Source organism: Burkholderia sp. Bp9090, from assembly GCF_003857985.1.
In the GTDB taxonomy this organism is placed as follows: domain Bacteria; phylum Pseudomonadota; class Gammaproteobacteria; order Burkholderiales; family Burkholderiaceae; genus Burkholderia.
This window is the reverse complement of record NZ_QTPV01000055.1, coordinates 26,808-48,496: the sequence shown is the minus strand read 5'-3', so window position 1 is coordinate 48,496 and position 21,689 is coordinate 26,808. Positions and strand designations below refer to the sequence as shown.

Genomic DNA, 21,689 nt, shown 5'->3' with positions numbered 1-21,689 from the left:
TGCTGTTGGTCGTGCTCAGGCCGGTCGACAGCGATGTAACGCCGCTTTGCGCCGTGCTGATACCCGTCGACGCCGACGTCGACAGCGACGTGATCGAGCTGTTGGCCGTCGACAGACCCGACGATGTGGACGTCGACAGCGAATCCAGGTTGCTGTTGGTCGTGCTCAGACCCGTTGACAACGAGCCCACGCTGGATGCCGTCGAGGTCGACAGCGAATCCACGTTGCTGTTGGTCGTGCTCAAGCCGGTGGACAGTGACGTGACGCCGCTTTGGGCCGTGCTGATGCCTGTCGATGCCGACGTCGACAGCGAGCTCACCGAGCTGTTGGTCGTGCTCAGGCCGGTCGACAACGACGTGACGCCGCTTTGTGCCGTGCTGATGCCGGTCGACGCCGACGTCGACAGCGACGTCACCGAACTGTTGGTCGTGCTCAGGCCGGTGGACAGCGAACCCACGCTCGACGCTGTCGACGTCGACAGCGACGTGACCGAGCTGTTGGTCGTGCTCAGACCGGTGGACAACGACGTGACACCGCCTTGTGCCGTGCTGATTCCCGTCGAGGCCGACGTCGACAGGGAACTCAACTGACTATAGTTCACGGCGTCAGTCGGGTTCACGCCGGCCGCCACATTGGTCAGCGTGACGGGTGTCGCTGCGCCCACCCCACCCAACGTAACGGAAGAGTGTGCGGAATTGTCGTATTGGACTGAATTCGCAATACCTGTCGACAACGAGCCGACTGCGGTCGATGTCGATGTCGACAGACTTGCCACGTTGCTATTGGTTGTGCTCAGGCCGGTGGACAGCGACGTCACGCCGCTTTGTGCCGTGCTGATGCCCGTCGATGCCGACGTCGACAGCGAGCTCACCGAGCTGTTGGTCGTGCTCAGACCGGTGGACAACGACGTGACGCCACTTTGTGCCGTGCTGATCCCCGTCGATGCCGACGTCGACAGCGAGCTCACCGAGCTGTTGGTCGTGCTCAGACCGGTGGACAACGACGTGACGCCGCTTTGCGCCGTGCTGATCCCCGTCGAAGCCGACGTCGACAGCGACGTCACCGAACTGTTGGTCGTGCTCAGGCCCGTCGACAACGACGTGACGCCGCTTTGTGCCGTGCTGATGCCCGTCGATGCCGACGTCGACAGCGAGCTCACCGAGCTGTTGGTCGTGCTCAGGCCCGTCGACAACGACGTGACGCCGCTTTGTGCCGTGCTGATCCCCGTCGACGCCGACGTCGACAGAGAATACAGTTGAGAGCCGTTCACCGCGTTAGTACTGGTCGCGCTTATCGCACCGGCTGCCACCCCATTGAGGAGAACACCGCCCGAGACGCTAGCCATGGTCAAAACATTACCGCTTGTATTACCCGAGGTGGTGCCGCCGGGCCGGAAGTATATGAGACCGGTATCAGCACTGACTTCAACCATCGTTCCGCCAGCGTCCATAACGACAAACTGGCCGGAGCTGGCGTAGGAGCCAACAATAGCTGTTGAACGATTACTGCAGTAGTTCAGCCCCCCTGTAGTACTATAGTCATAACAAGTGGTACCCATATTTACGGCTAAACCGGGCGCCGCATGCACCTTCGACAAGAAAGCACCTCCGCCAGAGAAAGCCAAAGCCCCCAACGCAACAGCGATTGCAACTTTATTTTTACTCGGCTTTCCTCTCGACGCATCATTTTCCGAGGCGGCGACCCAAGCACCAAGCGCTTCGTTCCAGATGGTTTTGTAGCACTTATTCATTTCATTTCTCCGCCAAAATCGCCGCCCAACGGCCGTTACACATCAATAAATATCGTTAAATTGATAACGAGAACATAATCGATTACAGAAGGCTAGCCGGGTGCAAATAAGACTTACCCAACCATCTGAATTTTGGTGTGATTATGAAATTGAGGATGACGAGGGAATCTGAACAAATGTCACATCCGCTTGACTTGGCAGACAAATTACGCAGAACCTTTAAACAATGTTAAATGTCGCCGTCTTTTCCGGCTTTCATATGACAATATGATGGCGACACCACCGGTCAGCGCCACCAAAAATGTAACGCCGCCCTTGCGCGATGAGCGCTTGATATTGAAGTTTGTCGAATCCGCCAGTGGCGAACGTTAGAGTCGCAACCGTCGCCCTTTGACGAACAAGCAACGGCACACCTTGGGCGAAGTATTTCGGCGACGCGCGTTGAACTCAAAATGATCGTCTTGAAGCGCGTATATGCGCACGCCAAGTCCGAACTTAGACGACCATTAGCGCTTGCAGAACGGACGTAGTATTCGCCATTGCGGTAAGTTATTAGATAGGTATTGTTTCGAATGCGGCAAGTTTTTCTCTCATCGATTTCACGCGAGCCATAATCACGCCATCAGCAAATTTTCCTCTTTAAACCGTTCACGAGCCACTACTTGGATCTATGAGCTCATGAAGGTCGGATAACAATGAGAACATCCTTTCCGTCCATTTCCGACGGAGCCGCCGCAGGTTTACCCTTTAGCAGTATCTTTGCTCATCGTTAGCAGAAACCTCGAGCGCCAACACTCGTCCGTTCGACGCCACGTAGATCTACCGGGATGAACAGCATGGTTCACTGCCTGCGGGCCCTCGGCATTGATCGCGCGCGCGGATCTGGCGACCGTCTTGCCGCCTCGCGCGGCACTTCCATGTGGTAGGCCGACGAATATACGGGGGCACCTCGCGCATCTTTTACATGCCGTGCCAGCCGTCGTCCGCTTCCTGCGAACTGCCATTTCGGAATGGCGCACACGACATCGCGGCACCGGCAGACAAGATCCTCAACGCCCTCGCGCCACGCCACCACATCGGTCACCTGACGCTATGCGAAGGTGCCTGGCAAGTGCTGGGCGGGTGTGCGAACCTGGAAGATTTCCGCAAATTGAGCAACACGCTCAAGCGGGGGTTAGGTATTCCGATCGCCAGTGCGTCAGCGCGAACGAGCTGGCGGCACGCATCGGTTCGCGACCGCCACGCGCCGCTGGCCGATCCCTAGTGCGTCCGTGAGCGGCGGCCTCAATTCTCAGAATTTGCTGTGATCGCGCGACATTCTAGTACCGCTTCGCCATGCGGTATGGCTCAAAGTGAGCTCACTCGTGACAATAGTTCAGAAATACATCGGTCATCCTATATATTATCTTCTTGCCGATTCCTCCAGTTTCGGTCCTGACGCGCCGTAGGTTACGGAGCTTCATGGTTGTCCCAAGTGTTTGGTATACGACTAAGCCCGCATCAGCATGCTGGTGCGGGCTTCTTTTTTTGTCATAATCTATTGTGACGAGTCGACACTTCGTCCCGCCAAGATTTCTTTGGATTTTTCACATCTTCAGGCAAAAAATAGCGAACGGTGACCGTCGAACGTGCCAGCGATATCGCATCCCGCCACAGTCTTCGCGCGCCATAGCGCTCCACCCTGCCTCAATCGCGGAAAGTCGCCGAACATTTCGTCGAACCCATATCCGCTGACGCTGTCTCTTCGGTTCCGTGGTCGAACGCTTTGCTCGTCACTTGCGGACTGGTCGACAATTGAGAACCCATTCGGCACTGAACCAAATCTCTCCTCCCCTAGGATAGGCCGGTCGAGGACCGAGGCGAGAATTCCAGAACTCGCTGGCCGGCGTATCAAAAGTTGGAGCAACAGTTGGCTGACAGTTCTAACGGTGTGCCTGCCGACATTGTCATCGACCAGCAGAACGTCCATCTCGATCAATAATTCGGTCCAACGCGTAAAACTGCCATGCCAGACATCTCTTGCTTCGACACCGAAGCGACACGAACATTCGACATCGAGGGGCACGAGGGTATTCCCGCTGGACATATCCGCGCGCCGACGCGCGTCCGCATCCGCGCGCGGTCAGGAACAGCTTCTTTGACTTGAAGACCCAGTCAGAAACCTTCAAGTGGAGTCGCCTTGGTGGCACGCGGTCGATCGTAGGCCGATTGGTAACGGCCGCGATTTTAGCGAGCCGCCAAATGTCATCTGCGGTACTCGAATGCCAATTTTTAGATTATATTTATGAATGAGTTATCGACTTTCCGTCGAACTCCGGCTGAAAAGCTCACAGATTCAGAATTAACTACGGTTATTCTGCGGATGCACGAAAATCGGAACGCTCCCCCGGCCTGCTGCGATTACGGCGCTATCGTGCAAGGTGAAAAGGCGAAAATGCTGGCTCGAATGTTCGGCAGAATTTCTGGCTATACCCCCCATCCCCGCGAGGATATTGGCCAGAGATTGAGTATGGCAATGTGGAAAGGGGATCCGCTATGTGATGCGGCAATGCTCAAGATGGTCGACCGAGGCGAGAGTCCACACGCCATCATGGAAAATTTGATCACTCGTGGCATTGACGCAATCGCTGATCCTACCGAAGAGCTTGTAGAACTTTGGAAGCAGATCAGCACTCGGCCGGAGTGGGTCGACTGGGATCGGATCGAGCGTGGAGCCCGCGTCTACCGCCGCTACGGCGTCCAGGGGTTCACCTTTCAAGGCATCGGCAGCCTCGACACATACCGCTTCGAGTCCATTGCCCGCACATTGATGTCCACAGGACAATACTCGGACGGAACAGCATTCGGCCGTTTTCTGCTTACGTGCAACTTCTGGATGGAGGTGTCGGAGCCTGGGGGTATGAATCTGTTCGCGCCAGGGTGGCAGGTCGCTGTCCGCGTTCGGTTGCTGCATTCACTGATTCGCCGATCGGTTATAGCGAGTGGCAAATGGGACGCGGAGAAGCTCGGCATGCCGATCAACCAAGTAGGCTTGCACGGTGCACCGATCGTGAGTTCCATCATGCTCGGACAGTTCACGAAGATTCTCGGCTATCGCCCCACAAACGCCGAGATCGAAGACATGACTCACCTCTGGCGTTACATTGCATACATCATGGGGGCCACGACAGAGTTTTTACCGAAGTCGGTACACGAAGGAATTCAGATCTCGTTCGATGCGTTCAATGTGGAACGTCAAACCGACGATGAAGGCTCGATCCGGCTTTGCCAATCGTTCATGAACTCGTTCAGCCCTAGGGGCAATTCTACCCATTGGGAGCGAGTGAAAGATTGGGTGCATCACAAGAGCGTTGTCGGACAGACGCTGCTTTTCGTCACACCAGAAACCATCAAGGTATCCAGCTTGCCCAACCCGTTGTTCTGGGGCCTGTTGTTTCTTCTTCTGCAGTTCCCCCGCAACTTCGTTCAGGACCTACTGCGCCATCGTTTCCCCCGGTATGCTGAACGCTTGGACGCGCGAAAGCGTCGTGAGCGCCGTGCTTGGATCAATCGTTATCTCGGGCCCTCTGTCAGAGAGTATCGCTACCAGCCGAAACAGTATTAACAGGGACTCGATCTGACAGATAGTCGGACCGACAAAGAAGGAGACATCAATGGGGGATGAGTTTCTCCGCCTTGGCGAGCTCGAGCGAATCGAGGAAAGTGCGCATTGGTGTCTTGTCGTAACACCAGCGCCCCTGATGCTCTCGGTCATTGTTGTACTGGTCGACCCACGCATCAAGATCCATCTGCAAGGTGGCGCTACGGTAGCCTAGACGACCGCGCCCACCGTCGTGCCCGCCTCAAGCTGGGCATGCGCGATGAACCTATGTTGCGAAAATCATGCCGATGATCCAGCATCAGGAAAGCAAAGTCCTGCTTCCCGCATCCTTCCATACGCCGGTGGTTGCCAAATACGCGCCCATTGGCAGCTAAGCCACCACCACGGGTACGGCCACACCATACCCGTGGTGCGATCAGCGACGCACGTCGAACACCGCGAAGGGAGCCGTCGCCGTGGCAATGCAGCGTGTCCTCGTCGCGTCATACAGTTCACCGCCCGCGAACGCCACACGCCCGCCAAGCCGCTTGATCCGCGCATTGGCCACAAACTCGCCGACGTAGCCGGGTTCCAGCATGTTAATCGTCAGGCTGATCGTGGCGCACGTGCGCCCATGCGGCAATTCCGACAGCAACGCAAGCGCCATCGCGAAATCGAGCATCGACGCCAGCGTGCCCCCCGCCACGACACCGTTACCCTGTACCGAGTGTGCGGGCGCAGTGAAGCCAATGGACAATACCCCCGGGCGCCCTGCCAGCAATGTGGCGCCGAGCGACGCCAGCGCCGGATTCATATCGAGCTTGATGTTCCGGGCCTGCGTCGCCAAGAGCGTATGGAGAAATGCGCGATCCGGGTTGTCTGGCATCCCAGTGTGGGCGCGAGACTCCTTGTTCGGTTGTGGATCACTCATCACGATGCGCGATGCAGACCTGCCGCTGACGCCCGAGCCCCTCGATCTCGCTTTCCATCACGTCACCGTCCTGCAGAAAGCGGCCGTAGTGGGTACCGTTACCCGCCGGCGACCCGGTGCAAATGATGTCGCCGGGCAGCAGCCGCGCGTAGCGGGAGATGTACTCGATCTGCCGTTCAATGCCGAACAGCATGTCCGCCGTAGTTTCGTCCTGCATCGTCCTGCCCGATACAGTCAGCCGCATCGACAACTGGTGAGGATCGGACACGAACTGCTTCGGGACGAAATACGGACCCAGCGGCAGGAAGCCCGGCTGCCCCTTCGAACGCAGCCAGTCGGTGCCGAGCATCTTGTAGTCGGTACGTGGAATAAGGTCGCGCGCAGAAATATCGTTGACGATCGCATAGCCGGCCACGTGATCGAGTGCACGCTCGCGGTCGATCATATAGCCGCCGCGACCAATCACCACGGCCAATTCGAGCTCCCAGTCCGGCTTCGTGGTGGTCGGCGGCAGCACCAGCGGATCGAACGCGCCGGATACCGCGGACACGGGCTTCGTGAAAACGTACGGCTCGCCGTTCGCGACACGCTCGTCCATCATGTTCTCGGCCCAGCGGCGCAACTCCGCATCGTTCAATCCTTCCGGCCCGACCTTTGCATCGACGGTGAGATCGACCACATGCTTGCGATAGTTGGCACCGGTGCAGAAGATCTGGCGCGGCAGGTCGATCGCCGGATGCGTATGCAGCTCGCGCAAGGCATACCAACGCACGCCGTCTACCGGCATCGCATCGACGATGCTCGCGAGCTTCGGCTCGCTGTCGCCCCACGCGTCGAGCAGCGACAGGACGGTCGTTGCATCGGTAAACGACTGCTCGCCGACCGACGCAGCGGCCCGGGCCAGCGGCGCGATTCGATCGTCGACGACGAGCCCGGCAAAGCGGGCGCCGTCGCCCGCGGAAAACGTACCCAATGCATATCGCTTCACTGATCTTCTCCCACCCATCCTTCGACTAACGAATCATCGACGACCGCCGCATGGTCGTCGTCACCGCCGACGAGCCCCAGCGCACGTCGATGCGCGATCAGCAACGCGATACCCGCTCGATCGGGGCTCAACGACACGGGCGTGGTGGCCAGCATTGCGTTACCGGCAGCCGGCGGCAGGCCGGCAGCAATCACCGCGCGTTCGGCACGTTCAGCGTTTGCTGCAACGACCAAGCGCGCGCGCTCGAGATCGGCAAGCCATGCAGCAACGCTGGCTCGTGCCGCACAACCGGTGCGCATCACGACGCCCTGCCCGGGAAATGCCGGATAGATTTGCTGAACACTGGAGATAGAAGTTAGGCCCGCGCGAACAGCCATCGCATCGAACGGTGGCCCCAGCAATGTTGCCGCGCCCTGCCCGGCCACCAGCGCGTCCAATCGCTCTTTCACGCCACCGCACGGGACGAGCCCGTACTCATCGTCCATCAATCCGGCGTCGCGCAGCAGCATGCGCAGCGCCACGACGAATCCGTTGTCGACGGCGTCGACGAGGATGTCGGTGTCGCGCAGATCGTCCAATGTGGCCCGGGACGCTTGCCCGACCACGCTCAACGGTGTCGTCCGCTCGATCTGCGCCACCACGCGAAAATCGCGCGGCCCGGCGCGGCGGTTCCAGCCGATCACGTTGTCCATCGATGTGACGACCGCGTCGACCTCGCCCGACACGAGCGCGTCGAATTGCTCGTCTGACGAGCGGTTGCGACGCGCGTCGACGCGGATCGCGCCCGGCTCGCCGCCAGCCACGAGCGCGAGCAGCGGCGGCACGAACCACATGACGCGCACGGGTGTTGTCTCCATGAATTCCACTCTTGTTGTCTGTCAATGGGATCTATTACAAAACGCATCGTTCCGTTTTGTCAAGAAGAACCATGGCCATAACGTACGCGCCTTTTCCCTATTGACATGCCTCTGTCGGTCATTAACGATACGATACGAATCGACTCGATAATGAAGGAAAACATGGAGGCAACATTGATGGATAATCACGCGCGACAGGCGGACGTCGACGACTATCGGCCGGTCCGGCGCATCGTCACGGGCACGCGCGCCGACGGCAAGTCATGCATCGTGTCCGACGGACCGACGCCGAACCGGACCACACGCAAGGGGTTGCCGCTCGCGCATGTCGTGTGGGCGACCGGCGAAGCACGAGCGGCGGGCGGCGAGCCCGCGCCCGCCGGGCACGCATTCAGCTTCCATTCGAAAGGCGGCTCGTTGCTGCGTATCGTCGATTTTCCGCCGGACGAAACGTACGACGAAACACAGCTCGCGCAATTTCTGGACGCGAGTGGCGTGCGCGACTCGAGCGGTGCGCGGCATTTCTGGTTCCACAAAACCGAATCGCTCGACTACGCGATCGTCCTCGACGGCGAGATCTGGGCGCTGCTCGACGAAGGCGAGACGCTGATGCGCGCGGGCGACGTGCTCGTGCAGCGGGCGACGAACCACAGCTGGGCGAACCGTTCGGGCAAGCCGTGCCGCATGGCGTTCGTGCTGCTCGATCTCGTCGAAGGAGAGCCGCTGTGAGCAAGGCGATCATTACCTGCGCAGTCACCGGCGGCGCGCATACGCCGTCCATGTCCGAGTTCCTTCCGATTACGCCCGAGCAGATCGCGGCCGAATCGATCGCCGCCGCCGAGGCCGGCGCCGCGATTATTCACCTGCACGCCCGCGATCCCGAAACCGGGCGCCCGTCCGGCGATCCCGCGCTGTTCCGGCGCTTCGTGACTGCAATCAAGTCATCGACGGACGCAGTGATCAACATCTCGACGGGCGGTGGCGGCCCGAACATGGTGATCGCAGAACGCGCGGCCGCGGGCGAAGCACTCAAGCCGGAAATGTGTTCGCTCAACATGGGATCGATCAATCTCGTGCTGTCCGAGATGGCCGCACGCGACCGGCCGTGGCGCCACGACTGGGAAGTGCCGTTTCTCGAAGGTACGCGCGGCCTCGTGTTCCGGAACACGTTCGAGGACATCGAATGGACTCTCGAGCACATCGGCCGTGCCGGCGGCACGCGCTTCGAGTTCGAATGCTACGACGTCGGCCATCTGTACACGCTGCACCACTTCCTCGAAAAAGGACTCGTCAAACCGCCGCTCTTCATCCAGTCGGTGTTCGGCCTGCGCGGCGCGATGGGTGCGCACGTTGAGGATCTGCTGCACCAGAAGCGCACGGCAGACCGGCTGTTCGGCAACGATTACCACTGGTCAGTACTGGCCGCCGGCAAGCATCAGATGCCGTTCGCAACGATGGCGAGCCTGATGGGCGGCAACGTGCGGGTCGGACTCGAAGACAGCCTGTACATCGGCCGCGGGCAGCTCGCCCGCAGCAATGCCGATCAGGTGCGGAAAATTCGACGGATCCTCGACGAACTCGGTATCGAAATCGCCACACCGGACGAAGCGAGAGCAATGCTCGACCTGAAGGGCGCCGATCAGGTCGGCTTCTAGCCGCGCACGCATCGGCACGGGCACGACGCGGCAACGCGCCGCCCGTGCCGATGCGCGTCGATCGTTCATGGCGCATCGCATATCACAATATTGGAGACATCATGGCAAACGCATTTCCCGAAGGACACGCGCCGCGCGTCGCCGGCAACGTGCATGGATGGTTGCTGATGGCGAGCTGCTGGCTCGCATCGACAGGCGCCGTGCTTGTTGCACCCGTTCTGCCGCTGATGCGCCACGACTATGCGCAAGTCCCGCAGGCGGAGTTGCTCACGGTAATCGCGCTCGTGATTCCCGCATTGATGATCGCGCTGTTCAGCCCGCTTGTCGGTTCTCTGGTCGACTTGTTCGGCCGCAAACCGCTGTACCTGGCGGCCGTTGCGATCTACGGCATCGCTGGTGTGATGCCGTTCTGGCTGAATGACCTGCATGCGATCGTCGCGTCGCGCGCTGTCATTGGGCTCGCGGAAGCGGCGATCGTCACCATCGCTACCGCACTCGTCGCCAACTACTTCAGCGGCGTGCAGCGCCAGAAATGGCTGACGATGCAGCACGCATCGGCGTCGGTCGTCGCGGCCGTGATGTTCTCCGTCGGCGGTGCGCTCGGCAGCCTTGCGACCGGCTGGCGGACGCCGTTTCTGGTCTACGGTTGCGCGTTCGCGTTTCTCCCGCTGATCGCATGGTTAATCTGGGAACCGGAGCAAGCGGCGGCAACGCAACGCCCCGCTCACGCGCTACCGTTCCCGTGGCGCGAAATCGGTCCGCTCTGCGCGCTTATCCTGTTCGCGTCGATTCTGTTCTTCGTCGTGCCGGTGCAGATCAGCTTCCTGCTCAACGCGCGCGGCGTGACCGAGCCGGCGATCCTCGGCCTCGGCGGTGCGATCGCCAACGCGGGCATTCCGGTCGGCTCGTTCGTCTTTCACCGGTTTGCGCGCGTCGCGATCAACCGGCTACTGGTCGCCGCGTTCGGTCTGTTCACGGTGGGCTTTGTCGTGGTCGCGTCGTTCGGCGGCGTGAGCGCCACGATCGCCGGTGCGTTTCTCGCGGCCGCGGGCGGCGGCATGGCGCTGCCGCTGCTGGGGACCTGGACGCTGGCGCGTGTACCGTTCGAGCAGAGCGGCCGCGCGACTGGTGGTTACATGGGGGCGTTCTTCTTCGGCAACTTCCTGAGTCCGCTCGTCGTGGAGGTCGTGTCGAAGCTGACAGGCGGGCTCTTTGCGGCGGTCGCCTGGCTGGCGCTCGTGTCGATCATCGCGACCACAGCCGTGCTGATCCTCACGCTCGCGCGGCGCGGGCCGACCGAATCCGTGCACGCAGCTCAGGAGGGACGCGCGTCGCTCGGTTGATGCCGTGGCGTGCCGGCCCGGCGCATGGCGCGAGCCGCAGGTACGTGTTGCCCGCCTCAACGAGCGGCGGCTTTTTTCGATACGGCGACGCCGCGCTTGAGTTGCGCGCTCAGTTCGGCGACGTCCGGCGGCTCGACACCGAGCAGGCCGAACACGTAGCCGAGATGCTCCTGCGCGAAATGGTCGTCCAGCGTACCGGTGCCGACGAGCAACCGCATATAGACCGGCGCATACAGAAGTTCGCCGAGCGTCTCGATGTTCGGCGGCGTCGGAATGCGCGCGTCGCTCCGCCATTCCTCGAGCATTTCCCGCACGAGGGCGCGTCGCCCATAGTGAAAGCGCTCGCGGAACTCGCGCAGCACCGCGGGATCGGCCTGGCCTTCGGCAATGATCTGCGCGACGATCCGGCCCGACCACCCCGCATATTCGTGTATCAGCGACAGCAGATGCATCGCAATCGCCTTGCCGGGCGGCAGATCACGCGGCATCGGCGTCTTCACCACATGGTGTTCGATGAACGCATCGATCACGACCAGCGCTTTCGAATCCCACCAGCGATAGATGGTCGCCTTGCCGACACCTGCTTCCTTCGCAATGGCTTCAATCGAAATGGCCTGCACGGTGCGGGTTTCGAGCAAACGCACCGTGGCCGCGAGAATCTGCGTGCGTGTTTCCTCGCTGCGCGGGCGGCCTACGCCTCGGGGAGCAGATACGGCGACGGGAGACTGGGCTTGTGTCTTCATTAGCGGAACTGACTGACGGCGAGTGACGGATAGCATGCGCGCACCATGGCACGACGACAACGAATGCCGGACATGGGCACGGCACGCGCATGGCAGCGCGAATTATAAGACACATCGTATCTTAATTATCCGCGCGACATGAGGTCAAGCTGCAAAGGCAATCGCGACCGGTGTGAAAGAACCGGCTGCAAACGTGGGACGCAGTGCGCGTCGTCGCGCGTGGGTTCAGCGCAGGCCGAACAAATGTGTCCTGACCGCGCGCAGATGCTCGCGCATTGCGTCTTCCGCTTTGCCCGGATTGTGCGAGCGGATGCTCTCGACGATCGCGATGTGCGCCTTGTCCGTCGTCTGCTTCGGCGTCGGCGCGTGTCCGTACACCTCCTCGATCCGCGTATCGAGACTCGCCTTCACCCACGAGCGCAACACGTCGTACATCATCACGAGCAGCGCATTGTGGGTTGCCTCGGCGATGGTTCGATGCAGCGTTTCGTCGAGGCGTTTCCAGTGGGGAAACGAATCGGTCGCCGCCATGTCGGCAAGGCAGCGATCGAGCGTCGCGATGTCGGCCGCCGTCGCATGAATCGCGGCCTGCCCCGCCAGTTGCGGCTCGAGCAGCAGCCGCGCTGCGATGATGTCGTCGACGCTGATCGACGTGGCCGCGTGCTTGTCGTCGACCGCCATCGGCCGTGGCCCGACGAATGTTCCTTTGCCGACATGGCGCCAGATGAGCCCTTCATCCTCGAGATGCTTGAGCATCGTGCGCAAGCGACCACGCGACACGCCGAGCGCGTCGCACAGCTTCGGCTCCGGCGGCAGACGCTCTTCCCCGCGCTGCGATGCGCGATCCACGTATTCGCGCAGCCGGACCACGTCGTCTTCGATCATCCCCACCCGCATTCCACCTTCCCGTTCGCATTGATGCGCAATCTTAGCGTCACTTGATGACCCTAATCAATCCGATTGATATCGAATCAATCTTCCCCTAGGCGGCCGTCATGGCGGATCGATTCGCCAAACGCGAATCTAAGCACGTGCCTGCACCGAGCGAAGGCGTTGATGCCTCGACCGCCAGTCGTCGACGCTATCGTTTACCCGATATAACTCAATATACAGATTGATATGCATCAATTCGGGTTTAATATTTGTCCTGCACGACGCTCGACACAGCTGCCGCATCGCCCTGGTGGCGCCGTACAAGTCCGCCCACCAGCCGGCCGTTCCGCGACTGTGCAGCACTTTCCCCCTTGGCAGGAGCCACTGATGACGCTTCCGATTTCCCCTCCGGTGTTTATTTCGAGCGAGGCCGCACGTGCGGTGTTTCGCTGGAAAGATGCGGTCGCCGCCTTGCAGACGACATACGGCCAGCCGGTCGCCGCGTCGGCGGTGCCGTCGCGCACCATTGCTAGCGGCGACGGCGCGTGGCTGCGCGCATTACCGGCGATGCCACCCGGCGGCCGCTACTTCGGCGCGAAGCTGATGGGAATAGCCGGGCACGCGCCGGCGCCCGGGATCGATTACGTGATCGTGCTCTTCAACCGCGACTCGAGCCGCATCGCCGGCTTCGTGGACGGCAATCTCGTAACGGGGTTTCGCACCGCGGCCACGTCGGCGGCGGCGCTGGATCGACTCGCACGCCCGGGTCCGGCGCGCCTGGCCGTGCTGGGCAGCGGGCTCGAGGCATCGATGCACGCACGCGCGTTCGCGAGCGTACGGCCGTTGACCGACATCACGGTGTTCAGCCCCACGCCGGCGCGCCGTGAAGCGTTCGCGGCCGATCTGCACCGCGATCTCGGTATTCACGCACGCGCGGCCGCATCGCCCGAAGCGGCCGCCGACGGCGCCGATATCGTGCTCGCCGCGGCCCGCTCGCTGGGTGAGCGCCCGATCCTGTTCGGCGACTGGTTGACACCGGGCGCGACGGTCGTCTCGATCGGCTCGACGATCCCGCAGCAGCGCGAGATCGACGTATCGGTCGTCCAGCGCAGCGACCTGATCGTGTGCGACGTGCTCGACGAAGTGCTGCACGACACCGGCGACATGATCGCCGCGCGCGCGGCCGGCATCGAGGTCGAACGCGTCGCAGTGAGTCTGGCCGACGTTATGAGCGGCGCGTGCGCCGAGCAGCTCGCGACCTCCCGAAACCGGTTGTTCAAGTCGGTCGGCAGCGGCCTGCAGGACATCGTGGTCGCCGGGCTCGTGCTCGACCTGGCGCGCGAGGTCGGCCTGGCCGTGCCGCTGCCGATCGCGTTCGACACCAAACCCATGTAACCGGAGAACGACATGGCCCGCTACCACAAGCATGAAGCCCGCGACTGGGCACGCGAACACCTTATGGGGGTCGCGAACGTGACGATTCCGACGATGACGTCGGATTTCAGGCGCATCAACGAGAAAGCGGTTCGACACGACGTCGAGCTCGCAATCGAACACGGCTTCGTCGGCTCGCTGTCGTGTTCGGAAGTCGCGATCACGCAGGCGCAGTACGGCGAGTTCTGCCGGATCATGGCGGATCAGGCGGCCGGGCGGCTGCTGGTCGTCCATCACGCGGTGTTCAACACGCTGGAAGACAACATCGATGCGGTGAAGCTCGCCGAAGACGCTGGCGCCGATGTCGTGCTGCTCGGCTACCCGCCGTATTTCTATCCGACGTCCTACGACGAAGTGTTCGACTACACGCAGGCGATCTGCGCGGCGACGAATCTCGGCGTGATCGTGTTTCCGCTGCCCGCATGGGGCTTCGGCCGCCTTCACCCCGCCGACATTCCGCTAGCCGTGCTGCGCCGGATGGTCGACGAAATCCCGAACGTCGTCGCAATCAAGGCGGAAGGCGGGTTGCCGTACATCATGTCGGCCATCGAGGTGCATCGCGAATTCAACCGTGAAGTCGTGATCTCTTCGCCGCTGGAATACGAGTACGTGCCACTCGCGCAGGTGATGGACATCCCGTTTTGCGGCACGAACTATTCCGCGTACTACGGTCCGCTGCTGCCGCGCATCCACAAGCTGATCCGCGCTGGCCAATACGATGAGGCGACGCAGCTGTGGTACGGGATGGATCCGGCGCGCAAGGCGTTCGCGAGCCTGCCGATGGCCGCCAACGGCCTGCTCAACCGAATGATGTGGAAGTACCAGGGCTGGCTCCAGGGCTATAACGGCGGCCCGCTGCCGCACCCGACGCAGCGTGTGTTCCAGCGCGACATGGCGGTCCTGCGCAAGGGGCTCGAAGCCGCCGGCCTCAATCCGACTCGCGACCCCGACGAGGCTTTCTTCATCGGCCGCCGCCCCGACTAGACGACGATCATGACCGAACCCACCAAACTTCCCCTGAAGGACCCCGATCTGCTGCGGCAAGCCATGCTGATCGACGGCCGTTGGGTGCAGGCCGACAGTCAGGCCACGCTCGACGTGCGCAACCCGGCCACCGGCGAACTGGTCGCGCGCGTGCCGCTGGCCGGCGCGGCGGAGACGACGCGTGCGATCGAAGCGGCGGAACGGGCGATGCGCGACTGGCGCCGCGTGCTGCCGAAGGAACGCTCGCGCATCCTGCGCACGCTGTACGACCTGATGCTCGAGCACATCGACGATCTCGCCATCATCATGACCGTGGAGCAGGGCAAGCCGCTCGCCGAAGCGCGCGGTGAAATCCACTATGCGGCCGGCTTCATCGAATGGTTCGCCGAAGAGGCCAAGCGCACCTACGGCGACATCATTCCGCACAATGTCGACGGCCGCCGGCTGCTTGCGCAGAAAGCGCCGATCGGCGTGTTCGCCGCGATCACGCCGTGGAATTTCCCGTCGGCGATGCTCACGCGCAAGGCGGGGCCCGGCTGGGCCGCAGGCTGCACCGGCGTGATCAAGCCCGCGAGCCAGACGCCGCTGTCGTCGCTCGCGCTCGGCGTGCTGGCTGAACGCGCCGGGTTACCCGCCGGCGTGTGCAACATCGTCACCGGGTCCGCGCGCGCAATCGGCGCGGAACTGACGCGCCATCCCGCAGTGCGCAAGCTCTCGTTCACGGGATCCACCGAAGTCGGTGCGCAATTGCTCGCTCAATGCGCACCGACGGTGAAGAAGACGAGCATGGAGCTGGGCGGAAACGCACCGTTCATCGTGTTCGACGACGCCGATCTCGACGCCGCCGTCAAGGGCGCGCTGCTTGCGAAATACCGGAATACCGGCCAGGCATGCGTCGCCGCCAACCGGCTCGTCGTGCAGTCCGGCATCTACGATGCGTTCGCGCGTAGGTTAGCCGATGAATCGGCCCGCCTGAAGGTAGGCAACGGGATGGAAGCCGGCGTCGAACTCGGGCCGCTGATCAACGAGGATGCCGTACTGAAACTCGAGCAGCACATCGCGGACGCGCAAGCCAAGGGTGCGCAAGTCGCGACCGGCGGGCGACGCCATGCGATGGGCGGCTCATTCTTCGAGCCGACCGTGCTGACGGACGTGTCGCGCGACACGCTGATCTTCAGCGAGGAAACTTTCGGTCCGGTTGCTCCGCTGTTCCGTTTCGACACCGAGGACGAAGCGATCTCGCTTGCGAACGACACGCCGTTCGGTCTCGCATCCTACGTCTATACCCGTGACGTTGGACGGATCTTCCGCGTGGTGGAAGGTCTGGACTTCGGGATGGTCGGCGTCAACGAAGGGCTCATCTCGACGGAAGTCGCGCCGTTTGGCGGCGTCAAGCTGTCCGGGCTCGGCCGGGAAGGCTCGAAGTACGGGATCGATGAATATCTCGAGATCAAGTACGTGGCGCTTGGCGGCCTCTGACCGAATCGTCTACCTGGAGCGCGTCGGCAACCACGCCGGTGCGCACCATCGCATGCGCCTCGGTGCATCGCAATCCGTCATACGCCAACGGACAGATGAATGAACCGGCAAACGAAAAAGCCGGCGCACAGGAACGACCGCGCGCCGGCTCCGGCGAAATCCGCACGTTTGGCCGCGCATGCGCGGCCAAACGCTTGCTGCCTAGAACGGCCCGGCCAGCACGCCATACCCTTCGAGCAGTAGCTCGACGGCACGCCGCGGGTCCGCGTTCGGGTCCTGTTCGGTCTGGCAAATCGCGAGCGAGATGTCGAACACGCGCTTGACGCGCTCGCCGCGGCGTGCGGAATACGCCGACAACGCGGCGTCGACCCCGGCTTGCGTCGACAGTTCCTCCGCGAGCACCACCGCATCCTCGATTGCCATTCCGCCGCCGGAAGTGAGCTGCGGGGTAACCGAATGCGCGGCGTCGCCCAGCAGCACCACACGTCCGCGATACCAGGGCTGCGGCATCATCAGAATATCGAACGGACGATAGCTGATGTAGCGTGTGCCGTCGCAACGCGACGCTGCGGCGACTAGGTCGGGGGCGGTAAACCCCTCAAGCCGTTCACGGAACATCTCGCTCAGCCGCTCCTCCGGCATATGCGAGCGCTCGCGGGCGTTTTCGAGGAAGAAGTAATAGCACAGCGTATCCGACAGCGGCAGACCGCCCACCATCCGGCCGTCCCGGTGCTTGTACAGCACGAGCCCGTCAAAACCCGCCGGTCGCTCGACGGTCAGCCGCCATGCGCCTTGCCCCGCGTATTGCGGCTGGTACTGCGTGCCGAAGGCACGCGCACGCGTCTTCGAGTAGGTTCCATCGGCCGCGACGAGCAGGTCGCACCGCCCCGTCTCGCCATTCGACAGACGGTACGACACCCCATCCGCGTGCTGCTCGAAATCATCGACGGTCGTCCGGTAGTCGATCCGTGCGCCGCTCGCGAGCGCATGCGCTTCGAGCACCTCGGCCAGTTTCGGCCGCATGACGCCGATTGCACCGGGCGCATCCGGCCGGAACGTGCACGGCGAACGGCGTTCGTTCACCACGTCGCCTGCGGCGCTACGCGCACTGACGGTATCCCATCCGGAACCGGCGGCGACGCAGCTATCGGCCAGTCCGATCCGGTCGAGCGCACGCAGCGCGTTGCCGAGCAGCGAGATGCCGGTCCCCTGCTGATCCGTGCGATGGCTGCTTTCGACCACCCTCACGTCCATGCCGGCCCGCGCGAGCCCGTGCGCGAGCGTCATCCCGCCGATTCCGCCCCCGACAACGAGCACCTTGTATTGCGAAGCCATGGCTTGTCTCCTGATTGATGGTTGTTTTCGTATCGATCACATGAAAGGCGCGCGCTCCTGCGGCCACCACAGTCCTGCCTGTGGCTGCCCCATCCTGTTGCGCAGCACGCCGATGCCGCCCACTTCGAGCTCGACCACGTCGCCCGGCTCCAGCCGACGGTCGAGTTCGAGCGCGGAGCCGCCGCCCATCGTGCCCGAGCCGATCACGTCGCCCGGCTCCAGTACCTCGCCGAGGCTCGCCCACGCAATCAACTCGTCGACGCTCCACAGCTTGTTCGCGCTCGTCCCCTTCCCCCAAGTCTCGCCATTCACGCGCACTTCCATCGGAATCGCGTCGAGGTCGGCGAATTCGTCGATCGTCGTGATCCACGGGCCGATACCGTAAGCGAAATCTTTGCACTTGGTCGGCCCCATCTGGATCGGCATCTCGATCGCCTGACGGTCGCGCGCGCTGAAGTCGTTGAATACCGTGATCCCGAACAGGTACGGACGTGCGTGTTCCGGCCTCAGGTTGCCGCCACGCCGGCCGATCACGTAGCCGAGCTCGAGTTCATAGTCCATCCGCTCGATATAGCCGGGCCACGGCACTTCCGCATCTTGGCCGATCACCGTGTGCGGCGTGCCCTTGAAATAGCCGGGCACCTTCAACAGGCTCTCATGCGGCGCGTGGCCAATCTTTTCGTGAAACCCCTTGATATGGCCGACAAAGGTCAGTCCGTCGCGCACCACCGACGGATCGCTGGCTGGCAGCCATTTCACTTCGTCAATCGGCAACGACGCCGCGTCCGGACGTTCACGATCGGCGCGCTGCGCGGCGTCGAGGAATCGCTGTCCAAGCCCGATCGCCGCCGACATGCTGCCCGGAAACAACGCGTCGGACAGTCGATGCGCGGCTTCGCGCGTGGCGCCCTGCTGTTCCAGCGCCGCGATCGATGCCCGCTTCAGATCGATCACACGCCCTTCCTCCGGCAACACCAGAACCAGGCGTGCAACGTCGCCGTCCGGCCCGCTCACCGCAATTCGACCCAATTTCATGCTTTGACTCCAGATTGGGATGCGCCGCCCCGGAAGCAAAGGTCCGGGTCCGCCATCCAAGTTGATGTTAGGCCGATTATATATACGATACGATTCGTATCGTTAGTGCGGGTTTTTCCTCATGCCGCGAGGGCGTCTTTGCGATGATTTGCGCTTGATCGTCTCTAACGATGGGTACTATTATGATCCACACCGTATCGTATATATCGGCTTCTGCGAACGACCTTTATCAATAGGACAATGCAATGAGAATCCTCGGACCCGACACCCTTGTCTTCGGTGTCGACGATGTCGAAAGCTGTATGACGTTTCTGACTGACTACGGTTTGATCCCGAAAGGCAACGGTGCGTTCGACGCGCTGGACGGCACCGGCGTCGTCATCCGTCCCAAGGACGACCCCGCGCTGCCGCAGTGGCGATTTGCGACGGCCAATCAGTTGCGCAAGACGATCTACGGTGTAGCCGACCAAGCCGCGCTCGATGAAATTGCACGCGAACTCGCGACCGACCGTGAAGTAAAACGCCTCGTGGACGGATCGATCGAAGCTGTCGATGACGCCGGTTTCTCGCTCGGTTTCCAGGTATCGGTGCGCACGGCGCCGACGTTGCCGGCAGAAACAGTTAATGCACCGGGCGATGCGCGCCGGGCGGTCAACGTGCCGGGCACGCCACCCCGAAATGACGAGCACCTTCCGGTGCCGCGAACACTTTCTCATGTTGTCTATTTCGTGCCTGATGCGGAAAAAGCCGAAGCGTTCTACGTCAAGCGACTGGGGTTCCGGGTGACCGACCGATTTCTCGGGATGGGTCCGTTCCTGCGGCCTGCCGGCACGCAGGACCACCACACGCTGTTCCTGATCCAGACGCCGCCGGCCATGCAGGGCTGCGACCATTTCACGTTCCATCTCGGCGGCCCGTCCGAGGTACTGCGCGCCGGCTACGCGTTCGCGTCGAAAGGTTATGAAACCTTCTGGGGGCCGGGGCGCCATCGATTCGGCTCCAACTGGTTCTGGTATTTCAACAGTCCGCTCGGATGCCATATCGAATACGACGCCGACATGGACCAGCACGACGATGCATGGGTGCCGCGCGTCGCACCAGCCATGGTCGATAACGCGCAGGAATTCCTGTTCCAGTGGCGCGAGAAATGGGCACCTGGTGGGCCGCCGCCAGCCGGCGACGTAGACGCACATTGATGCACTGACGCATCGGCCACGATGAATGCACTTCAGTGGATTCGGCTCTGCGCGATCGGCGAGCTTCCGGTCGTCGGAGCACGGGGATTCGACCTGTTGGGCAGCGGCACGGACGACATGTTCGTCGTTCGTACGCACGACGTCGTGCGTGGCTACCGCAACAGTTGCCCCCATTGGCCGGGCGCATCGCTTCCGTGGCGCAAGGATGCGTACCTCAACGCGAGCAGCAGCGCAATCGTCTGCCACGGACATGGTGCGCAATTCGACATCCCCACGGGTCGCTGTATCGTCGGCCCGTGCGAAGGCAAGCATTTGACGGCCGTCCCGGTGAAAGTCGCACGAGACGGTTCAGTATGGGCATCACCGCAGGAGCGCGTGCCCGATGCCCGTCGCGACGGCTCGCACTGCACGCTGGCGGCGTCGGAATAGAAACCCGAACGGGGCGTTTAGACGGAGAAAGATTCATCAAAATTATTTAGTACAACCATATTATCAATATTAGACTGGAGACAGAATCATGTTCAAGCGCCACGCTTACGTCGGCACATTCGTTCTCGCGTGCCTGCCGGCCACTCATGCTCTTGCACTGGAAAACGGAACCAGCAGCTACCCCGAAGGGATCATGACCGTCATGAGCGGCGCGCTCGGCGGTCCGGGAACGTACCTGTACAGCTATAACAAGTTTGCGAACATAACGTCGCTGCGCGACAGCAACGGGAACAAAAGTCCGGTCGGCGCGAACGGCGGCGTGCAGGCCCATGCGACGCGGCTCGTTCACGTATTTGAACAGCCGACCGTGCTAGGTGCCAACGTAGCGATACAGGCCGCGCTTCCGTATATCGACGGTACGCTGCATTTTCCGTCGTTCGGAATAGCCGGTGGCGGCCGCGGCTTCGGCGACCCTCTTTTCGGCGTCATGCTCGGTTGGCAGTCTCCGTCCTACATGCAGACACTGGAGTTCGATATCGTCGTGCCGACGGGATCGTATCGGGCCGATCGGCTCTTCAACCCCGGCAACAACGTCACCAGCGGCTATGTCGCCTATTCATTCACGTGGTTTCCATTACGGCAGCTGGAAGTCAGCTCGAAGATCAATTTGGCCTACAGTAGCGTTAACTCGGCCACGCACTATCAGTCCGGTCTTCAGTTGACCGCGGACTACGGCGTGAACTATCACATCAACCAACAATGGTTGGTGGGCATCGGCGGTTATGCGAATACCCAGCTCAACGACGACAAGATCAACGGTGCGGCGGCATTCGGCGACGGACATCGAACCCACGAGCTGACGGTCGGCCCCCAAGTTGGTTATGGCACGCAGAAGTACGGCGTGATGTTGCACTGGCAACAACACGTGTACGCGCGCAACGCGGCTTACGGAAACGCGCTCTGGCTGAACGCGTACTACAAGTTTTAGCGTCCTGCAGCACACCGTCGCTCGGCGGACCAACTCTGCGTGAGATCCGTCAAGCCTATTGACACCCAGTAACCGTCGGCGCTGAACTC

Annotated in this window: 18 protein-coding genes; 10 read left to right on the top strand and 8 right to left on the bottom strand. The window is 61.9% G+C overall.

The window, feature by feature from the left end:
* Positions 1 to 1,750: ESPR-type extended signal peptide-containing protein (locus DIE16_RS32615; protein ID WP_260434503.1), on the bottom strand; the 1,750-nt coding region annotated here is incomplete at its 3' end.
* 2,284 nt (positions 1,751 to 4,034) lie between these two features.
* On the opposite strand from DIE16_RS32615, the gene DIE16_RS32610 reads away from it, so the two are divergent.
* Complete coding sequence (locus DIE16_RS32610) at positions 4,035 to 5,354, top strand: oxygenase MpaB family protein (protein ID WP_260434502.1); 1,320 nt, start codon at positions 4,035 to 4,037, stop codon at positions 5,352 to 5,354.
* Positions 5,355 to 5,766: 412 nt separating this feature from the next.
* On the opposite strand, the gene DIE16_RS32600 is transcribed toward DIE16_RS32610, so the two are convergent.
* From DIE16_RS32600 to DIE16_RS32590, 3 genes are read right to left on the bottom strand one after another with little or no spacing between them, the layout of a single operon-like run.
* On the bottom strand, positions 5,767 to 6,216 hold the full coding sequence (locus DIE16_RS32600) for a PaaI family thioesterase (protein WP_260433714.1): 450 nt from the start codon (positions 6,214 to 6,216) through the stop codon (positions 5,767 to 5,769).
* Positions 6,217 to 6,253: 37 nt separating this feature from the next.
* Complete coding sequence (locus DIE16_RS32595; RefSeq protein ID WP_260433713.1) at positions 6,254 to 7,234, bottom strand: fumarylacetoacetate hydrolase family protein; 981 nt, start codon at positions 7,232 to 7,234, stop codon at positions 6,254 to 6,256.
* Between the two features lie 11 nt (positions 7,235 to 7,245).
* Complete coding sequence (locus DIE16_RS32590; RefSeq protein WP_124894180.1) at positions 7,246 to 8,106, bottom strand: ABC transporter substrate-binding protein; 861 nt, start codon at positions 8,104 to 8,106, stop codon at positions 7,246 to 7,248.
* Positions 8,107 to 8,283: 177 nt separating this feature from the next.
* On the opposite strand from DIE16_RS32590, the gene DIE16_RS32585 reads away from it, so the two are divergent.
* The 3 genes from DIE16_RS32585 to DIE16_RS32575 all read left to right on the top strand — a co-directional run bounded on the left by DIE16_RS32585 (position 8,284) and on the right by DIE16_RS32575 (position 11,104).
* Positions 8,284 to 8,835 (top strand): cupin domain-containing protein, encoded by a 552-nt coding sequence (locus DIE16_RS32585; RefSeq protein WP_260433712.1) that lies wholly within the window; start codon positions 8,284 to 8,286, stop codon positions 8,833 to 8,835.
* On the top strand, positions 8,832 to 9,761 hold the full coding sequence (locus DIE16_RS32580; RefSeq protein WP_124634047.1) for a 3-keto-5-aminohexanoate cleavage protein: 930 nt from the start codon (positions 8,832 to 8,834) through the stop codon (positions 9,759 to 9,761). The genes DIE16_RS32585 and DIE16_RS32580 overlap by 4 nt, the downstream gene beginning before the upstream one ends.
* Before the next feature lie 101 nt (positions 9,762 to 9,862).
* Positions 9,863 to 11,104: an MFS transporter gene (locus DIE16_RS32575; RefSeq protein WP_185643682.1), complete on the top strand. Its 1,242-nt coding sequence runs from the start codon at positions 9,863 to 9,865 to the stop codon at positions 11,102 to 11,104.
* Positions 11,105 to 11,160: 56 nt separating this feature from the next.
* Here the strand turns inward: DIE16_RS32575 and DIE16_RS32570 are convergent, their stop codons facing one another.
* The gene (locus DIE16_RS32570) at positions 11,161 to 11,907 is read right to left on the bottom strand and encodes a TetR/AcrR family transcriptional regulator (protein WP_260434501.1); all 747 of its coding nucleotides are present in this window, start codon (positions 11,905 to 11,907) and stop codon (positions 11,161 to 11,163) included.
* Between the two features lie 165 nt (positions 11,908 to 12,072).
* The gene (locus DIE16_RS32565; RefSeq protein WP_260433710.1) at positions 12,073 to 12,732 is read right to left on the bottom strand and encodes a FadR/GntR family transcriptional regulator; all 660 of its coding nucleotides are present in this window, start codon (positions 12,730 to 12,732) and stop codon (positions 12,073 to 12,075) included.
* Between the two features lie 375 nt (positions 12,733 to 13,107).
* Between DIE16_RS32565 and DIE16_RS32560 the strand changes: the two genes are divergently transcribed.
* Genes DIE16_RS32560 through DIE16_RS32550 form a run of 3 tightly spaced genes read left to right on the top strand, consistent with a single transcriptional unit; the run spans position 13,108 to position 16,617 of the window.
* Positions 13,108 to 14,115: an ornithine cyclodeaminase family protein gene (locus DIE16_RS32560; RefSeq protein WP_124634063.1), complete on the top strand. Its 1,008-nt coding sequence runs from the start codon at positions 13,108 to 13,110 to the stop codon at positions 14,113 to 14,115.
* A gap of 12 nt (positions 14,116 to 14,127) precedes the next feature.
* Positions 14,128 to 15,138, top strand: a complete 1,011-nt coding sequence (locus DIE16_RS32555; RefSeq protein ID WP_124894179.1) for a dihydrodipicolinate synthase family protein — start codon at positions 14,128 to 14,130, stop codon at positions 15,136 to 15,138.
* Between the two features lie 9 nt (positions 15,139 to 15,147).
* Positions 15,148 to 16,617, top strand: coding sequence for an NAD-dependent succinate-semialdehyde dehydrogenase (locus DIE16_RS32550; RefSeq protein WP_124634043.1), 1,470 nt, complete (start codon positions 15,148 to 15,150; stop codon positions 16,615 to 16,617).
* Positions 16,618 to 16,818: 201 nt separating this feature from the next.
* On the opposite strand, the gene DIE16_RS32545 is transcribed toward DIE16_RS32550, so the two are convergent.
* Complete coding sequence (locus tag DIE16_RS32545; protein ID WP_124634042.1) at positions 16,819 to 17,952, bottom strand: FAD-dependent monooxygenase; 1,134 nt, start codon at positions 17,950 to 17,952, stop codon at positions 16,819 to 16,821.
* 36 nt (positions 17,953 to 17,988) lie between these two features.
* A complete protein-coding gene (locus DIE16_RS32540) occupies positions 17,989 to 19,047 on the bottom strand; it encodes a fumarylacetoacetate hydrolase family protein (protein ID WP_260433708.1) in 1,059 nt (352 codons plus the stop codon).
* A gap of 185 nt (positions 19,048 to 19,232) precedes the next feature.
* Between DIE16_RS32540 and DIE16_RS32535 the strand changes: the two genes are divergently transcribed.
* The 3 genes from DIE16_RS32535 to DIE16_RS32525 all read left to right on the top strand — a co-directional run bounded on the left by DIE16_RS32535 (position 19,233) and on the right by DIE16_RS32525 (position 21,600).
* Positions 19,233 to 20,183 (top strand): VOC family protein, encoded by a 951-nt coding sequence (locus DIE16_RS32535; protein WP_124634041.1) that lies wholly within the window; start codon positions 19,233 to 19,235, stop codon positions 20,181 to 20,183.
* Between the two features lie 21 nt (positions 20,184 to 20,204).
* Positions 20,205 to 20,612 (top strand): Rieske 2Fe-2S domain-containing protein, encoded by a 408-nt coding sequence (locus tag DIE16_RS32530; protein ID WP_124634040.1) that lies wholly within the window; start codon positions 20,205 to 20,207, stop codon positions 20,610 to 20,612.
* 88 nt (positions 20,613 to 20,700) lie between these two features.
* On the top strand, positions 20,701 to 21,600 hold the full coding sequence (locus DIE16_RS32525) for a transporter (protein ID WP_124634039.1): 900 nt from the start codon (positions 20,701 to 20,703) through the stop codon (positions 21,598 to 21,600).
* The last annotated feature ends 89 nt before the right edge of the window (positions 21,601 to 21,689 follow it).